At 35.0% G+C, this 13,228-nt stretch carries 21 protein-coding genes; 17 read left to right on the top strand and 4 right to left on the bottom strand.

Annotated elements, in window-relative coordinates; genetic code table 11:
• The first annotated feature begins 65 nt into the window (after positions 1-65).
• Genes metG through SACI_RS07655 form a run of 3 tightly spaced genes read left to right on the top strand, consistent with a single transcriptional unit; the run spans position 66 to position 2,006 of the window.
• Entirely contained in the window at positions 66-407 is a 342-nt protein-coding gene (gene metG / locus SACI_RS07665) for a methionine--tRNA ligase subunit beta (RefSeq protein ID WP_011278421.1), read from the top strand.
• Positions 401-1,390, top strand: a complete 990-nt coding sequence (locus SACI_RS07660; protein ID WP_015385641.1) for an NOG1 family protein — start codon at positions 401-403, stop codon at positions 1,388-1,390. The genes metG and SACI_RS07660 overlap by 7 nt, the downstream gene beginning before the upstream one ends.
• On the top strand, positions 1,371-2,006 hold the full coding sequence (locus tag SACI_RS07655) for a 7-carboxy-7-deazaguanine synthase QueE (protein WP_011278419.1): 636 nt from the start codon (positions 1,371-1,373) through the stop codon (positions 2,004-2,006). The genes SACI_RS07660 and SACI_RS07655 overlap by 20 nt, the downstream gene beginning before the upstream one ends.
• Here SACI_RS07655 and SACI_RS07650 read toward each other — a convergent pair.
• Entirely contained in the window at positions 1,929-2,561 is a 633-nt protein-coding gene (locus SACI_RS07650) for a tRNA-wybutosine modification methyltransferase TYW3 (protein WP_011278418.1), read from the bottom strand. The two genes, SACI_RS07655 and SACI_RS07650, sit on opposite strands and share 78 nt — an antisense overlap.
• A 20-nt stretch (positions 2,562-2,581) precedes the next feature.
• Here SACI_RS07650 and SACI_RS07645 point away from each other — a divergent pair, with 20 nt between their 5' ends.
• The 3 genes from SACI_RS07645 to SACI_RS07635 all read left to right on the top strand — a co-directional run bounded on the left by SACI_RS07645 (position 2,582) and on the right by SACI_RS07635 (position 4,753).
• A complete protein-coding gene (locus SACI_RS07645) occupies positions 2,582-2,986 on the top strand; it encodes a hypothetical protein (protein ID WP_011278417.1) in 405 nt (134 codons plus the stop codon).
• A 224-nt stretch (positions 2,987-3,210) separates the two neighbouring features.
• On the top strand, positions 3,211-3,720 hold the full coding sequence (gene cdvB3, locus SACI_RS07640) for a cell division protein CdvB3 (RefSeq protein ID WP_011278416.1): 510 nt from the start codon (positions 3,211-3,213) through the stop codon (positions 3,718-3,720).
• Positions 3,721-3,742: 22 nt separating this feature from the next.
• Positions 3,743-4,753, top strand: a complete 1,011-nt coding sequence (locus SACI_RS07635; protein WP_011278415.1) for a phosphate uptake regulator PhoU — start codon at positions 3,743-3,745, stop codon at positions 4,751-4,753.
• Here the strand turns inward: SACI_RS07635 and SACI_RS07630 are convergent.
• From SACI_RS07630 to pyrE, 3 genes are read right to left on the bottom strand one after another with little or no spacing between them, the layout of a single operon-like run.
• Positions 4,737-5,393, bottom strand: coding sequence for a hypothetical protein (locus tag SACI_RS07630; protein ID WP_011278414.1), 657 nt, complete (start codon positions 5,391-5,393; stop codon positions 4,737-4,739). The genes SACI_RS07635 and SACI_RS07630 overlap by 17 nt on opposite strands.
• Positions 5,368-6,027 (bottom strand): orotidine 5'-phosphate decarboxylase, encoded by a 660-nt coding sequence (locus tag SACI_RS07625; protein WP_011278413.1) that lies wholly within the window; start codon positions 6,025-6,027, stop codon positions 5,368-5,370. Before SACI_RS07625 ends, SACI_RS07630 begins: the two co-directional genes overlap by 26 nt.
• Positions 6,014-6,607 carry an orotate phosphoribosyltransferase gene (pyrE, locus tag SACI_RS07620; RefSeq protein ID WP_011278412.1) on the bottom strand — a complete coding sequence of 198 codons (594 nt, stop codon included), beginning with the start codon at positions 6,605-6,607 and terminating at the stop codon, positions 6,014-6,016. Before pyrE ends, SACI_RS07625 begins: the two co-directional genes overlap by 14 nt.
• A 71-nt stretch (positions 6,608-6,678) precedes the next feature.
• Between pyrE and pyrB the strand changes: the two genes are divergently transcribed.
• The 11 genes from pyrB to SACI_RS07565 all read left to right on the top strand — a co-directional run bounded on the left by pyrB (position 6,679) and on the right by SACI_RS07565 (position 13,154).
• A complete protein-coding gene (gene pyrB, locus SACI_RS07615) occupies positions 6,679-7,578 on the top strand; it encodes an aspartate carbamoyltransferase (RefSeq protein ID WP_011278411.1) in 900 nt (299 codons plus the stop codon).
• Between the two features lies 1 nt (position 7,579).
• Positions 7,580-8,074 carry an aspartate carbamoyltransferase regulatory subunit gene (pyrI, locus tag SACI_RS07610; protein ID WP_011278410.1) on the top strand — a complete coding sequence of 165 codons (495 nt, stop codon included), beginning with the start codon at positions 7,580-7,582 and terminating at the stop codon, positions 8,072-8,074.
• On the top strand, positions 8,071-8,694 hold the full coding sequence (locus tag SACI_RS07605; RefSeq protein ID WP_011278409.1) for a hypothetical protein: 624 nt from the start codon (positions 8,071-8,073) through the stop codon (positions 8,692-8,694). The genes pyrI and SACI_RS07605 overlap by 4 nt, the downstream gene beginning before the upstream one ends.
• Complete coding sequence (gene pyrC, locus SACI_RS07600; protein ID WP_011278408.1) at positions 8,666-9,835, top strand: dihydroorotase; 1,170 nt, start codon at positions 8,666-8,668, stop codon at positions 9,833-9,835. The genes SACI_RS07605 and pyrC overlap by 29 nt, the downstream gene beginning before the upstream one ends.
• Positions 9,813-10,688, top strand: coding sequence for a dihydroorotate dehydrogenase PyrD (pyrD, locus tag SACI_RS07595; protein ID WP_011278407.1), 876 nt, complete (start codon positions 9,813-9,815; stop codon positions 10,686-10,688). Before pyrC ends, pyrD begins: the two co-directional genes overlap by 23 nt.
• Positions 10,685-10,996, top strand: coding sequence for a hypothetical protein (locus tag SACI_RS07590; protein ID WP_011278406.1), 312 nt, complete (start codon positions 10,685-10,687; stop codon positions 10,994-10,996). The genes pyrD and SACI_RS07590 overlap by 4 nt, the downstream gene beginning before the upstream one ends.
• Entirely contained in the window at positions 10,968-11,276 is a 309-nt protein-coding gene (locus SACI_RS07585) for a hypothetical protein (protein ID WP_011278405.1), read from the top strand. Before SACI_RS07590 ends, SACI_RS07585 begins: the two co-directional genes overlap by 29 nt.
• Positions 11,273-11,884, top strand: coding sequence for a MarC family protein (locus SACI_RS07580; protein ID WP_011278404.1), 612 nt, complete (start codon positions 11,273-11,275; stop codon positions 11,882-11,884). Before SACI_RS07585 ends, SACI_RS07580 begins: the two co-directional genes overlap by 4 nt.
• Positions 11,885-11,944: 60 nt before the next feature.
• Entirely contained in the window at positions 11,945-12,412 is a 468-nt protein-coding gene (locus SACI_RS07575) for an Lrp/AsnC family transcriptional regulator (RefSeq protein WP_011278403.1), read from the top strand.
• A 66-nt stretch (positions 12,413-12,478) separates the two neighbouring features.
• Complete coding sequence (locus tag SACI_RS07570) at positions 12,479-12,778, top strand: DNA-directed RNA polymerase subunit M (protein WP_011278402.1); 300 nt, start codon at positions 12,479-12,481, stop codon at positions 12,776-12,778.
• A 133-nt stretch (positions 12,779-12,911) separates the two neighbouring features.
• Entirely contained in the window at positions 12,912-13,154 is a 243-nt protein-coding gene (locus SACI_RS07565) for a hypothetical protein (protein WP_011278401.1), read from the top strand.
• The last annotated feature ends 74 nt before the right edge of the window (positions 13,155-13,228 follow it).

Here is a 13,228-nt window from a genome sequence, read left to right as displayed (position 1 = left end):
GTGATGGTATTTTTACTTTATTAAGTAAATGACTCTTTTTATGACAGAGTGTAAACGAAGATATTATGAGCGAGATAACAATAGACGACTTCGCAAAAATGGATCTTCGAGTGGGGATAGTTAAAGAAGCTGAGAGGATAGAAGGAACTAAATTACTAAAGTTAATTGTAGACCTAGGAACTGAAACTAGGCAGATAATAAGCGGAATCGCAGAGTATTATACACCACAGGAGCTATTGGGTAAAAAGGTTGTTGTCATAGTAAATTTGAAGCCTAGAAAAATAAGGGGATTTGAAAGTCAGGGAATGATACTAGCTGCTGGATGTAAAGAAGATGAAGCAAAAGGAATAAAACCTAAGATATTAACTGTAGACGGGGAAACTCCCGCAGGAACGAAAGTATGTTGAATCCTTTTGAGAAAATTTCAATACCAAATGATCCTGAAACAGTTATAAAAACAATCCTTAACAGAATTCCAAAAATCAATGGAAATACTCCGAAGGACAGAGAAATAAGGAGAATAAAATATGTTGTGGAACAAGTTAGGAAATATCGTGTTTTTTTAGACACTTTTCCAAAAATAAGTGATCTTCACCCATTCTATAGAGAACTTTTGGAAATAACTTCAGGAGATATAGGACATTTTCAAAGATGCCTGTCTGCAATTAGGAAAAGTGTATTATTAGCTGAGAAACTCTCAGATGAATATATCTCACTCATAAAGAGGGATCCACAAAATAGACCAAATAAATATATGAGACAATACGTTGGAAGAGTCTTCTCCGTACTGAGGAAGAGGAAGGAGTGTATTGACTTAGTAATTAGAATTTCGAAGGAATTAAAGAAATTACAGACCATCGATCCCTATTTGCCGACAATAATAGTTGCAGGACCACCCAATGTTGGTAAAAGTAGCCTAGTGAGTAAAATATCCTCAGCTAAACCTGAGATAGCATCATACCCATTTACCACCAAGGAGATACATGTTGGACATATAACGTCTGGTATATTAACTGTCCAAGTTATAGATACGCCAGGGATCTTAGATAGACCTATGAAAGACAGAAACGTGGTGGAGTTAAAGGCTATTAATGCGATTAAGAACTTAAATGGCATAATCCTGTTCTTATTTGACGCATCAAACTCATCAATGTATACTTATAAGGAACAACTTGATCTATATAGAGAAATAATGGGCTTAGGAAAAGTGGTCATTCCAGTAATTAATAAGATTGATGACCTAAATGAGGAACTTTATAACGCTATAAAAAATGAAATAAAAAATGAGCAAATTTTTGAAATAAGTGCAGAGAAGAACACTGGAATAAATGAACTTTTAAACTACGCTCTTAAACTATTATCGAAACAGAGTGAAGTATTGGATAATTGAGATATTCACATCGATTCAGGGAGAAGGAGAAGTAATTGGTACACCGTCTAACTTCGTTAGATTAGCAGGATGTCATATGCGTTGCATATGGTGTGATACCAAGTACTCTTGGCATAAATATGATGGTAAAGAGTTAAGTATTCAGGAGATTATCTCGAAAATTAACGTCTCGGTAAAGACCACTACAATAACAGGTGGAGAACCCCTTCTACAAGACATAATCCCCTTAGCTGAAGAGTTAAAAAAACTAGAGCAGAGGATAGTAGTAGAAACTAGTGGAACTATAAAGCCTAACCAGAAATTAATGGAACTAGTAGACGTTTTCTCTGTATCCCCTAAATTGAGTAATGCTGGTTATAGGTTAAAGTACAACTTTAAGGACGACGACTGGGCTACCTACTATAAATTTGTTATAGTTAATCCCAAGACCGATATACCGGAAGTAATAAAATTTGTAGAAGAAAACAGGATAGATCACAGAAAAGTTCTACTCCAGCCTGATGGAAGAAGGAACGATTATGTAAATGCCTTAAAGGAGTTAGCTGATTCTGTAATGGAATTTGGTGTCCAGTTTAGAGTCCTCCCCCAACTTCATAGAATCATTAGCTACAGATAACTCCACTATATTCCTTAAATTGTTTAATTTTTCCTTTCCCTTGTTCAGGATTTCTAAAGAAACTTCTACCAAATGTTTTGCTTCCTCTTCTGGAAGATTAGGCTTAAGTAAATGAACCATCTTGACACCTGTCCTTAGTTCCACTAAAATTCCTTTATCGTTAAAGGATAAAATCCCACTATGTTTAAAACCAACGTCCCTAGCAAGTTTTAGAACGTTTAATGCTTCCTCCATATCCTTAGTGTAAACATGAATAATAGGTCCTTGAACAATGAGCCAAAGCCTTCGTACAATTCCCTTATCTAAAACATCATATAGATCTTCTACCGAAAATTTTAAATGATCTTTAAATACTACCGTGGAGTCTCTCCTTTCCCAAGGTAATTTAGCATCTATTATACTAATTCTACCACTGCAACTGCTCTGTGTATAAGACTTCTGCCTTGAGAAGAACGCTTTTAAAATATCATATATATCAGGGTCTAGATAACCTATCTCCTTGTCTCTGTTTATCCTCTCCCAAGCTTTAGCCTTATATTCCTCCCAACTAGTCATGCTTACGCTTTTTATCCAATATGCATATAAAGTATTTATGGATATACTCGATAAATTTCATTAAAGAAGAGAATGCGATAATTTATCTTAATGAAAATGAAATAAAAATAGACGACTTAAGAAGAGAGATACCTATAGGAGTAAGAGTAATATTAACAGGGAAGAACAAAAGGAAAAGACTCCTGGATCTCGGTCTTCTTAGCCTTATATTAAGAAAGTGTGAAAAAGGTGAGTACATAGTTAAGTTATTTCTAGATCTGTCCATTTCGATGAAGGATATAAAGGAGAAGATAGGAGTTTATACTGAACTAGAGTATCTAAGTCTATGTGATTTAGAGAGATTTAAAGAACTAGATAAGGATGTAATATACATATTGCAACAACTTAAAAATTTCGTACAGAATAGAAACAGTAACGAGCAGTGAAGCTGTAAGGGTTAGTGCAGGGATTACGAAATCAATAAGAAGAGCCCAGCTTAGTATTAGAGTTACACCCTTGAAAAGGAAAAACTAGTTTTTGAACGTTTAAATCCGCCTATATTCCCTCAGAGCTACTTATAGACAAGATCGAAATGGTCAATAAAAGGGTTACTAAACCAATTTTTAGAGGTCAAAATATTCTTAAATGCTGGGATTAAAAGAAGATACTTGTGAAGAAAAGGACGATTGCTGAATTACTCACTGACATTCGTATGGCTAAGTATAAAATCGATATGTGGATAAGTAAAGCTGAGAATAGAAACAAAGCGCTAGAAAGATTGTCGCTGTCAAACATAGGTAGATTTCCTTTGCTCAGTAAAGAATACATTAAGGAAACAGAGCTTACGAGGAAATACATAGTAACTTTGGTTCAACTAAAAATTCTATTAGAAATTCTTGAAATAAGGCTGGAAACATTGATAATTTTAGGGAATGTAGTTACCTACCTATCTCCACTGGTAGAGGCATTGAACGAGTTAAAGGGACAATTAGGAGCATCTATAGAGTTTTCCCCTATAATTGATGAAATTATTGAGACTATAAGGACAGTCTATATAGCTCCCAACACTGTTCAGCAGAGTCCCCAAATTAACGTGAAAGAGGAAGCTAGACAACTACTTAAAGAAGCTGAGGATGTGGCTAAGAAGGAGCTTAAAGAAAACTATAAAATTGAGATTTAAAACTATATAGTGAAAATAGAGTATGAGTAAACCTATAGTTAGGAGGATTCAATTAACTGGAGGCTCAACATATATTATCTCGTTACCTAAAGGATGGGTTAAGCAACATTCTCTCAAACCAGGAGATGAAGTCGAAATTGCTGAGGACAGGCAAATGAGACTAATTCTTAGTCCTAGAGCTGGGAATGATACAGATAAGAAAGAGAGAAGTATAACTATGAACTGTGAAGGAGCTGATATCTCGTTCTTAGTGAGAGAAATTATAGCGTATTACATGGCAGGATACTCATTGGTTGACGTTTATTGTAACAAGTTTAATACAATGGAGAAGGAGAAGATAAAAGAATTAGTAAGAAATAGACTTTTAGGTGCTGAAGTTATAGACGAAAGCTCGAATAATATATCTATTCAATTCCTGGTCAATGAAAAAGATTTATCCATAACTAAATCATTAGGAAGAGCATTCAATATATCCTATAACATGTTTAGAGACGCATTAAATGGGTTACAAAAAGGAGACAAGGAGTTATCCAAGGAGATAAGAAATAGAGATGATGACGTGGATAGGTTTTTCTTCTATACCATAAGACAACTCTCGTTATCAGTCGAATATCCAGATATACTTGATGAGGAGAAGTTCAATCTCACTCAGCTTACTGATATCTCATCAATAGCTAAGTCTATAGAGAGAGTATCAGATCATGCAATACGAATAGCTGAACAGACTCAATCCATAGAGAGGTTAAACAACGAAACCGTATACAACCACGGTATGTCAGTGATCGAACTCTACAAAACGTCATTTTCAGCTTTTTCCAATAGAGACCGAAAGAGAGCCCATGATGTTATAAATAAGGGATTTGAGACATTAGATACTAATAGTAAACTCTCAGAAAACGTTATTATGAACTTTCACAGTTTAAAGGACGATAGTTCCACGTTAATAGTGTTAGACTCAATAAGAAGGGTAACAAGATATTCAATGGATATTGCTGAGGCTACTATAGATCTATTGGCTAAGCAAACTGAGTGAAGAGTAATTTAAGATTTGTGAATTTTTTAGAGGAATTCGAGTAAACATTAAGTAATTCCTGAAATGTTTTAACTTTTTTAACTTGTTTACTTAATGACTCAAGTTCTGACTTATCCTCTAAAGTATACACACCATTTCTAAAGAGGATTAAAGCACACTCATTTGAAGTCACACCTACAGCTAGATAATTTCGCATAAATAGAAAATCTGCTGTCTCTAAATCCTTATGAGAGAAGAAACAGATGCCTGGATGCGTATGAGTAGAGGCAAGAGCTGAGGGATGTGGTAAAACAACCTTATCCTCTTCGCCCTCAAGAATCAGAAAGTATCCATCATCCAGCAATATATTAATATACTCTATTTCAGTCTCCTTAGTAGACCTTGCATACTCACTCATGGTAGTTCTAATGAAGTTTACATATTTCTCTGCAAATACTGAATAAAGATGATAATAAGTGTAATTGCCTTTCCCCACTTTAGATTCGTAGTATCCTGACAGGGTATACAAATTAACCAAATCTGTTGTGGGAACTTCACCGGTCTCTTCGTGTATCTCTTCAGCCTTATCTATCATTTCAGATATCCTAGCCAGTTCCTCGCTTAATTGGTTCTTATCATGTTTGCCGAACTTTACACTCATTTATTGTTACCTTCTGATTATCAATAAATTCTATTAGCGTTTTTAAAGGCTCTCCAGAGTCATAAATACTCCTTCCAATTATTTCATAATCAGCACCATTACATATTGCCTCACCTATTTTGGCACCTTGGACACCAACACCAGGAGAAATAATTATGGTATTTGGAAAATCTGATCTCGCTAACTTGAGCATTAAAGGCTTAGTGGCACCTACAACTATTCCTTTAGGTTTTGTCACATTGACTATACTTTTCAAGTACTTATAATAATCGTCATTCCATCCTTTATGGGACATTGAAAGAACTAGATACAATCCTTTGTTCCTACTGTCAAGATAGTTTTTCAATTTATCTAGAGCTCCTTCATAACCTATGAATGAGTGGGATATATAAGAGTCTGCAAATTGCTCTAGATTTTTCACAATAGATATCATGGTAGAGTCTATATCAGCTAACTTTAAATCAAAAATTATCTCGTCCCAGTCCAATTTCCTAATATCTTTAAGATAACCAAGACCTCCTTCTAGCAATGTTACATAGCTAATTTTTATTTTGTTTATATGGGTAGTGAAATCCTTTAGTAAGTTTATAGGCAAAATCTTATCTAAAGCTAAAATTATTCTAGCTTTTTCCAATATTTTTCACCATATAATCAGATATGAGCTTTTTTTCATTCTCAGCGACGAGATTTGACTTAATTAGAGAATTCAGTATTTCGCTTACCTTATATACTGACAATAACCTTATACCTACACTTTCTAATTTTTCAAAAGCTCCTTCTTCTCTATCGACTATAACTAGAGCATGTTCAACTTTACCTCCAGCTTTCCTTACCTCCTCCACTGCTTTAAGAATTGAACCACCAGTAGTAGCTACATCATCTACAACGATTACCTTCTTACCATCTACGTCAGCTTCCAACAATCTTTCAGTGCCGTGACCCTTTTTCTCAGCTCTGATGTATCCCATAGGTTTATTCAACTTACAAGCAATAAATGAGGCAAATGGAACGCCCCCAGTAACAACTCCCAATATCATATCAAAATTAATACCTTTTACTATGTCGACTGCAGAACTAACGACGAATGAAAATATGTCAGGATGGTTGGGGAGTTTCCTTAAATCTAGGTAATAGGGGCTAACTTTACCTGATGTTAACATAAAATTTCCTATCAAAAGCAATTTTTTATCAAGTAGAGCTTTCACGAAATCCATTTTAACCCTATTTAAACTGAAGGCAAAAGACTTTAAATATAATTTTAGACTAACCTTATTTAAGGGCGTTATTGAAACATATAATTTCGGCGTATAATTTTTCTCGTGATGAGCTAGAGGACATATTTGCCCTAACAGATAAGTATAGTAAAAATCTAAATGATACCAGAAAAATACTTAGTGGTAAGACAATATCCATAGCTTTCTTTGAGCCTAGTACACGTACATATCTAAGTTTCCAAAAGGCAATAATCAATCTAGGAGGAGATGTAATAGGGTTCAGCGGAGAGGAATCAACCTCAGTTGCTAAAGGAGAGAATCTAGCGGATACAATAAGAATGTTGAATAACTATTCTGACGGTATTGTAATGAGACATAAATACGATGGTGCGTCTAGATTTGCATCAGAAATATCAGATATACCAGTCATTAATGCAGGAGATGGTAAGCACGAGCATCCTACCCAGGCTGTAATAGACATTTACACAATAAATAAGCACTTTAATACAATTGATGGGTTAGTTTTTGCGCTTCTAGGAGACCTAAAATACGCTAGAACAGTAAATAGTCTGCTTCGTATACTAACAAGGTTTAGACCAAAGTTAGTTTATCTAATTTCGCCTCAATTGTTAAGAGCTCGAAAGGAGATACTTGACGAGTTAAACTATCCCGTTAAAGAAGTAGAGAATCCATTTGAAGTAATAAACGAAGTTGACGTTTTATACGTAACCAGGATACAAAAGGAAAGATTTGTAGATGAAATGGAATACGAAAAGATAAAAGGAAGTTACATTGTTAGTCTAGACTTAGCAAATAAAATGAAGAAAGATTCTATAATATTACACCCTCTTCCTAGAGTTAATGAGATTGACAGAAAAGTGGACAAGACTACTAAGGCAAAGTATTTTGAACAAGCCTCTTACGGTGTACCCGTAAGAATGAGCATACTTACTAAGATTTATGGTGAGTGAAATGGAGATCCAAGGTAATAGAAAGGAACTAATGGTAAGTAAAATAAAGAACGGTACAGTCATAGACCACATACCGGCAGGAAGAGCATTCGCAGTACTTAATGTCTTAGGTATAAAGGGACATGAAGGATTTAGAATTGCATTAGTTATAAATGTTGATAGCAAGAAAATGGGTAAGAAGGATATTGTAAAGATAGAAGATAAAGAGATAAGTGATACAGAAGCTAACCTTATTACATTAATAGCACCAACAGCTACAATTAATATAGTTAGGGAGTATGAGGTTGTAAAGAAAACCAAGTTAGAGGTTCCTAAGGTGGTAAAGGGAATACTGAAATGTCCAAATCCTTACTGCATAACGAGTAATGATGTGGAAGCTATTCCCACTTTCAAAACATTGACGGAAAAACCATTAAAAATGAGATGTGAGTATTGTGAGACAATAATTGACGAGAACGAGATAATGAGCCAGATATTGGGTGCAAATAATAAATGAACCTGACCTATTCAAGAGTTATAAAAGTAGAACCTGACTATAAGTACAACTCTTATAGAGTAATAATACAGTCTGCCATTGATCCTTTGCCTGGACAATTTATAAGTGTCATATTTCCTTCAGAAAGAGAAATACCCCTGACAGTTGCAGATTACGAAAATAATTTACTAACGGTGTATATAGATTCTACAACACTTCAGAAAAGATTTATGGAGAAGAAGAAAGTTCTACTGAAAGGACCTTTGGGAAAACCCTTAAAATATAAGGGGAAAAAGCTCTTGGGCATAATTAAAGATAAGAAGAATTACTTAGACATTCTCTATCCCTTAAAAGTAGGGAAAAGGCTTGGAATGGAAGTAAAAGTTTATTGTCTCGAGAACTGTCAAGATCTGGAATTTGAGACTACAGACAAAATAGAGGGCGATATGATAATATCTTCAGCTCCAAAGGAAGACTTACATAAGCTCCCATCTGACTCTTTCGTATATTTAAGATGGGTTAAAATGAATTGTACATTAGGAGTTTGCGGAGAGTGTGAATATAAGGGCGTTATAGCCTGTGTTGAGGGACCATTCGTACAGGTGAGTAGGATTGTGGATAAAAGGGAAAGCGTATTATGAAGGAGAAATAAAAGAAATCTGCATAAATTTTGACAGGTCAATAAAGGAAATTAGGGCAAACTGCAAGCCTGATATGACTTTTACCAATGAAGAATTGATACTGCCTGCATCAGTTGATCTCCATGTCCACGTTAGAGGAGCACAATTGTCATATAAAGAAACTGTGGCTACAGCCACAAGTGAAGCAGTCTATGGTGGTGTTGGAGTTATAGTGGATATGCCAAACACTGTTCCTTACATTAATACCCCTGAGAGAATAAAGGAGAGATTAAGAGAATTTCAATTATATTCAAGAACTGACTACGGTATATATAGTGGTGTAAGCAAAGAAGTTGAAGAAATAGATAAATTGCCAATAGCAGGATACAAAATATATCCCGAAGACCTGGAAAAGGAAGAAACAAGGTATGTTTTAGAAAAAAGTAAAAAATTGAAAATACTACACCCAGAGATGCCCTTTGTATCCAAGATCGAAAGGAGTCTAAGAAGGAGTTATTGGATGGAAACTGCTGCCATCAATTTAGTGAAAGGAAACATGCATATTACACATATAACCAACTTCGAAACACTGCAATTGGCTAAAAGTATGGGCTTTACCACGGATATAACAGCACATCACCTTGTTGTAGATGGCGAAAGGGACTGTATAAGCAAAGTTAACCCACCTATCAGGGACTATGTTACAAGGCTTAAACTATTCTTAAAGGGGTTATTTGAGGTGGATTGTATTGCAAGTGACCATGCGCCGCATTCAAAAGAGGAGAAGAGAATGAACTTTGATCTTTGTCCACCAGGGATAGCAGGTGTCTCTTTCTCCACACCATATATATACTCATTAATGTTCAAGGGTTTAATCAGTATAGATAGAGCCGTTTCACTATTATCTGGTAATCCTTCTAGAATACTAAACATACCCACTGGAAAGATAAAGGAAGGATATAGGGCTAATTTTACAGTAATAAAGAGAGAGAACTGGAGGTACACAACAAAATTCAGTAAAGTCACGGAGACACCGATGGATGGATTTAGTTTAGATGCTAAAGTTACAAACGTGATAGTTGAAGGTAAATTGGCATTTGATGGAGAGAATGTATATCCTATAAGAGGTGTGAATATATTTGATTCAAGTAGCAGGAGTTAATTTTGAAGATCCTATAGTAATAGCGTCAGGTATTGTACCACCAACAAAAGAATACATGCAAAATGTATGTGAAAAGTACGAGCCCTCAGCTATAACCAGTAAGACCTTAACTTATTCACCATTGGAACCTCATAGATCACCTACTTTTGTGAAAATAAGTGATAATTGCTATCTTAACGCCATAGGTTTAGGGAATCCTGGGATTCAAATTCTGAGAGATTTAGGGGAGATAAAGTGTAAACTGATAATAAGCATAGGCGGTAGTAATGTAAATGAGTACATTGATGCTGTGTCTAAAATAAATGATATTCCCGTTATGATTGAGCTTAATGTGAGTAGCCCAAATAGAAGGGGTTTTGGCGAGTCCAACTTAACTTATGTGGAGGAAATAGTTAAGAATGTAAAGTCAATAGTGAAAAAACCAGTATTTGTGAAGTTAGGTCCTTGGGACAATATAGTAGAGATAGCCGGTAGGGCTCTTTCCGCAGGAGCAGATGGACTAACTTTAATTAATACACTTAAAGGAATGCTGATTGACGTTGAAGATTTCAAGCCTATACTGAGCTATGGTACAGGCGGAATATCTGGAAAATGTATACATGCATTAGCTGTAAGAGTTATTCATGACGTGTTTAAGGAATATGAGCCTGAAATAATAGGAGTGGGAGGAGTCTTCGATTGGAGGGATGCAATAGAATTAATCTCTGTCGGTGCTAAACTGGTCGGATTAGGTACAGTCCTGGTAGAGAAAGGATTTGATGTAATACGTGAGATAAGAGAGGGCATAGGTACTTACTTAGAAGAGAAAGGATTAAAAGTTGAGGAAATAAGAGGAATAGGAGTGAAAAGATGAGTAGAATAGGAGTGAAAGGCAGAGATATGGAGTCTTTGCTGTATATGGGCAAGATTAAATCAGTTAATGTTGAGTATTGCGATGAGGCTAAAAAACAGGCTAAGGTTGTTGCAACTCTTGTTACTGGCGACGAAGTCGAAACTGAATGTATACCTGTGAGAGCAGCAGGAAAGATCAGTATTGTGATCAAGCATTATTTACGGATGGGAGTAGATAAGATGATAATTCAGGAAGGCGAAACTAAAAATATAAGAAATGTAGATACTGAAGAGGGAGAAGATGAAACTGAGAATCAACAAGATTCCTAAGAGCGAGGAAGACCTTGACACAATAAGAAGAGAAATAGAGGATGAACATCATCATGATGAACATGGAGAACATATAGACCAGCACATGCTTGACGAAATTTTATCAGCACTACAGCAATTACAAATAAAGATAAATGAAACAAAGGACGATACTGAAAGATGTAAGGGGGAAATTTCCCGTATCTATTCAATACTTAGTAAACTTGTGGTTGCAACATTTACCGAAGATAAGGATCAAAGAATTAAAATCCTAAGAGAACTTTTATCTCAATTAGAATGAGTGAGAACCTAGCTATAACCATAGCGACAATAGTTGTAAAACTATTTGCAATTATAGATCCTTTTTCTGTGCTTCCATTTCTACTAGCAATATATGAAGAAGCAAATAGGGACTCACAGGAGAAAGTGTCTTGGAATTACATGATAAATAAGATTACGATCGCAATCCTAATTCTACTGACATTGTTTTCCTTAATTGGTAGACCCTTATTAGACTTCTTGGGACTTTCGGCACAAGCACTACAAATTGCAGGAGGAGTGCTATTGGTATATCTAGGAATTGACACTATGGGTGGATTTCAGCAGTTAAGATTCATAAGAAGTCTCAGAGAGGCAATAGTAACTCCAATAGCTACTCCCTTACTAGTTGGACCAGGTACTATGACTGCGCTCATAAGTTTATCAGTGGATTATAATCCACTAGAATTAGTGATAAGCAGTGGAATAGTAACCCTATTAGTCTATCTCTCGTTATTGAGTGGACCTTATCTAGTGAAAATCCTAGGACAGACTGGTACAGTTGCGGCAGGAAGATTTACTGCAATTATAATTGCAGCATTTGGCGTTCAACTTATACTATCCGGTATATCACAACTAAACTTTAAATGAAGAATCCTTATTAAGATAAAAATTTTTTAACAGGTCCATATATTTATAATGTAGAAATATATGTCAGATAGAAAAAAGATAGAAATAGACGCAATAGATAAAAAACTTTTAATAGAATTACTTAAAGATTCTAGAATAAGTCTCAGAAGATTAGCAGAAGAAATGAACGTTTCCCCTGCAACACTACATAATAGACTTATGAGGCTAGTCCAAGAAGGAGTAGTCAAAGGATTTACTGCACTAATAGATTATTCAAAGTTAGGTTATCCTGTCACAAGCATATTAATGATCAAGGTAGATGGTAAACACATTCTTGAGTTCGAAAAAGAGGTATCTAACCTAGATAACGTAGTAGCAGTATACGATGTGGTAGGTGAATATGATGTCATGCTTATTGCTAAATTTAGGAGTATAGAAGATCTAGATACCTTTATTAAGTCGCTTCTTAAAAATCCTAAGATAGAAAGGACATACACCAGTATAGTATTAAATGTGGTAAAGGAAGATCCTAGAATAAAAATTATATAAGTTTTTATTAAGCAAAACCCTTATATATATCTTTAAGGCTTTACATCAATATATGGTGATTTTTGAATGCAATTCTGTCCTAAATGTGGCGGACTAATGGTGCCGGCTAAGAAAGATAACAAGGATATTCTAAGGTGCACTAAATGTAAGTTTGAGAGGGAGATGACGGACAAGGAGAAAAAGCAGTATAGTGTAAAAGAGAATAAGGGTAAGACCGCTAAAGTACTCACAACATCTCTAGTTAGCGACAAGGGGGAGATCAAATTATCTGAAGATCAGTTAGCCCATGAGAGAGAGGAATACTATAAGGAAGTTGGATTAGATCTACTGAGAGAAGAGTTAGAAGAATCACAAGAAGAGGAGTAAAATTAATTTATAATCCTCAAATTTATAGGCAGTTATCATTATTCTTGTAGAACGATTTGTAATGTACACGTTTTCTTGGTAAATTCCCACAAAAAGCTTTAATGGTTACTTTTAACCATCATACTAAATAGCCATGAAAATATCAAACGTTGAATCAAAATATAGCATGAAAGTAAGAGGACAAGAGTTACTTATAGAAGAAGCAAGAAATGAAAAGGGAGAAAAAATCATAATATTTCAGAGTCTTACTAGTGCAAAGCTACTTAATAATGAAGAATGGAAAGAAAATACAACCGATGCTAAAAATGTAGAAAAGAGAGAAGATTTGCCTCAAGATGTAAGAAAAATTACAGGTAAAATATTAAGCCTTATCTAAATCATCTTTATAAATGAAAAGAACATACAATTAAGTTAAGGTGATTTCTTGACCGAAGAGAAGTACGATTTTAT

Source organism: Sulfolobus acidocaldarius DSM 639 (assembly GCF_000012285.1).
Classification (GTDB): Archaea; Thermoproteota; Thermoprotei_A; order Sulfolobales; family Sulfolobaceae; genus Sulfolobus; species Sulfolobus acidocaldarius.
The sequence above is the reverse complement of the archived record's forward strand: the minus strand, read 5'-3'. Positions and strand labels throughout refer to the sequence as shown.

Bases quoted from the DNA above. Each gene is read 5' to 3' on its own strand.
- metG (WP_011278421.1), top strand. From the start codon at position 66: ATGAGCGAGATAACAATAGACGACTTCGCAAAAATGGATCTTCGAGTG.
- SACI_RS07660 (WP_015385641.1), top strand. From the start codon at position 401: ATGTTGAATCCTTTTGAGAAAATTTCAATACCAAATGATCCTGAAACA.
- SACI_RS07650 (WP_011278418.1), bottom strand. From the start codon at position 2,561: ATGACTAGTTGGGAGGAATATAAGGCTAAAGCTTGGGAGAGGATAAAC.
- SACI_RS07645 (WP_011278417.1), top strand. From the start codon at position 2,582: ATGCATATAAAGTATTTATGGATATACTCGATAAATTTCATTAAAGAA.
- SACI_RS07635 (WP_011278415.1), top strand. From the start codon at position 3,743: ATGAGTAAACCTATAGTTAGGAGGATTCAATTAACTGGAGGCTCAACA.
- SACI_RS07630 (WP_011278414.1), bottom strand. From the start codon at position 5,393: ATGAGTGTAAAGTTCGGCAAACATGATAAGAACCAATTAAGCGAGGAA.
- pyrE (WP_011278412.1), bottom strand. From the start codon at position 6,607: ATGGATTTCGTGAAAGCTCTACTTGATAAAAAATTGCTTTTGATAGGA.
- pyrI (WP_011278410.1), top strand. From the start codon at position 7,580: ATGGAGATCCAAGGTAATAGAAAGGAACTAATGGTAAGTAAAATAAAG.
- SACI_RS07605 (WP_011278409.1), top strand. From the start codon at position 8,071: ATGAACCTGACCTATTCAAGAGTTATAAAAGTAGAACCTGACTATAAG.
- SACI_RS07590 (WP_011278406.1), top strand. From the start codon at position 10,685: ATGAGTAGAATAGGAGTGAAAGGCAGAGATATGGAGTCTTTGCTGTAT.
- SACI_RS07585 (WP_011278405.1), top strand. From the start codon at position 10,968: ATGAAACTGAGAATCAACAAGATTCCTAAGAGCGAGGAAGACCTTGAC.
- SACI_RS07580 (WP_011278404.1), top strand. From the start codon at position 11,273: ATGAGTGAGAACCTAGCTATAACCATAGCGACAATAGTTGTAAAACTA.
- SACI_RS07575 (WP_011278403.1), top strand. From the start codon at position 11,945: ATGTCAGATAGAAAAAAGATAGAAATAGACGCAATAGATAAAAAACTT.
- SACI_RS07570 (WP_011278402.1), top strand. From the start codon at position 12,479: ATGCAATTCTGTCCTAAATGTGGCGGACTAATGGTGCCGGCTAAGAAA.
- SACI_RS07565 (WP_011278401.1), top strand. From the start codon at position 12,912: ATGAAAATATCAAACGTTGAATCAAAATATAGCATGAAAGTAAGAGGA.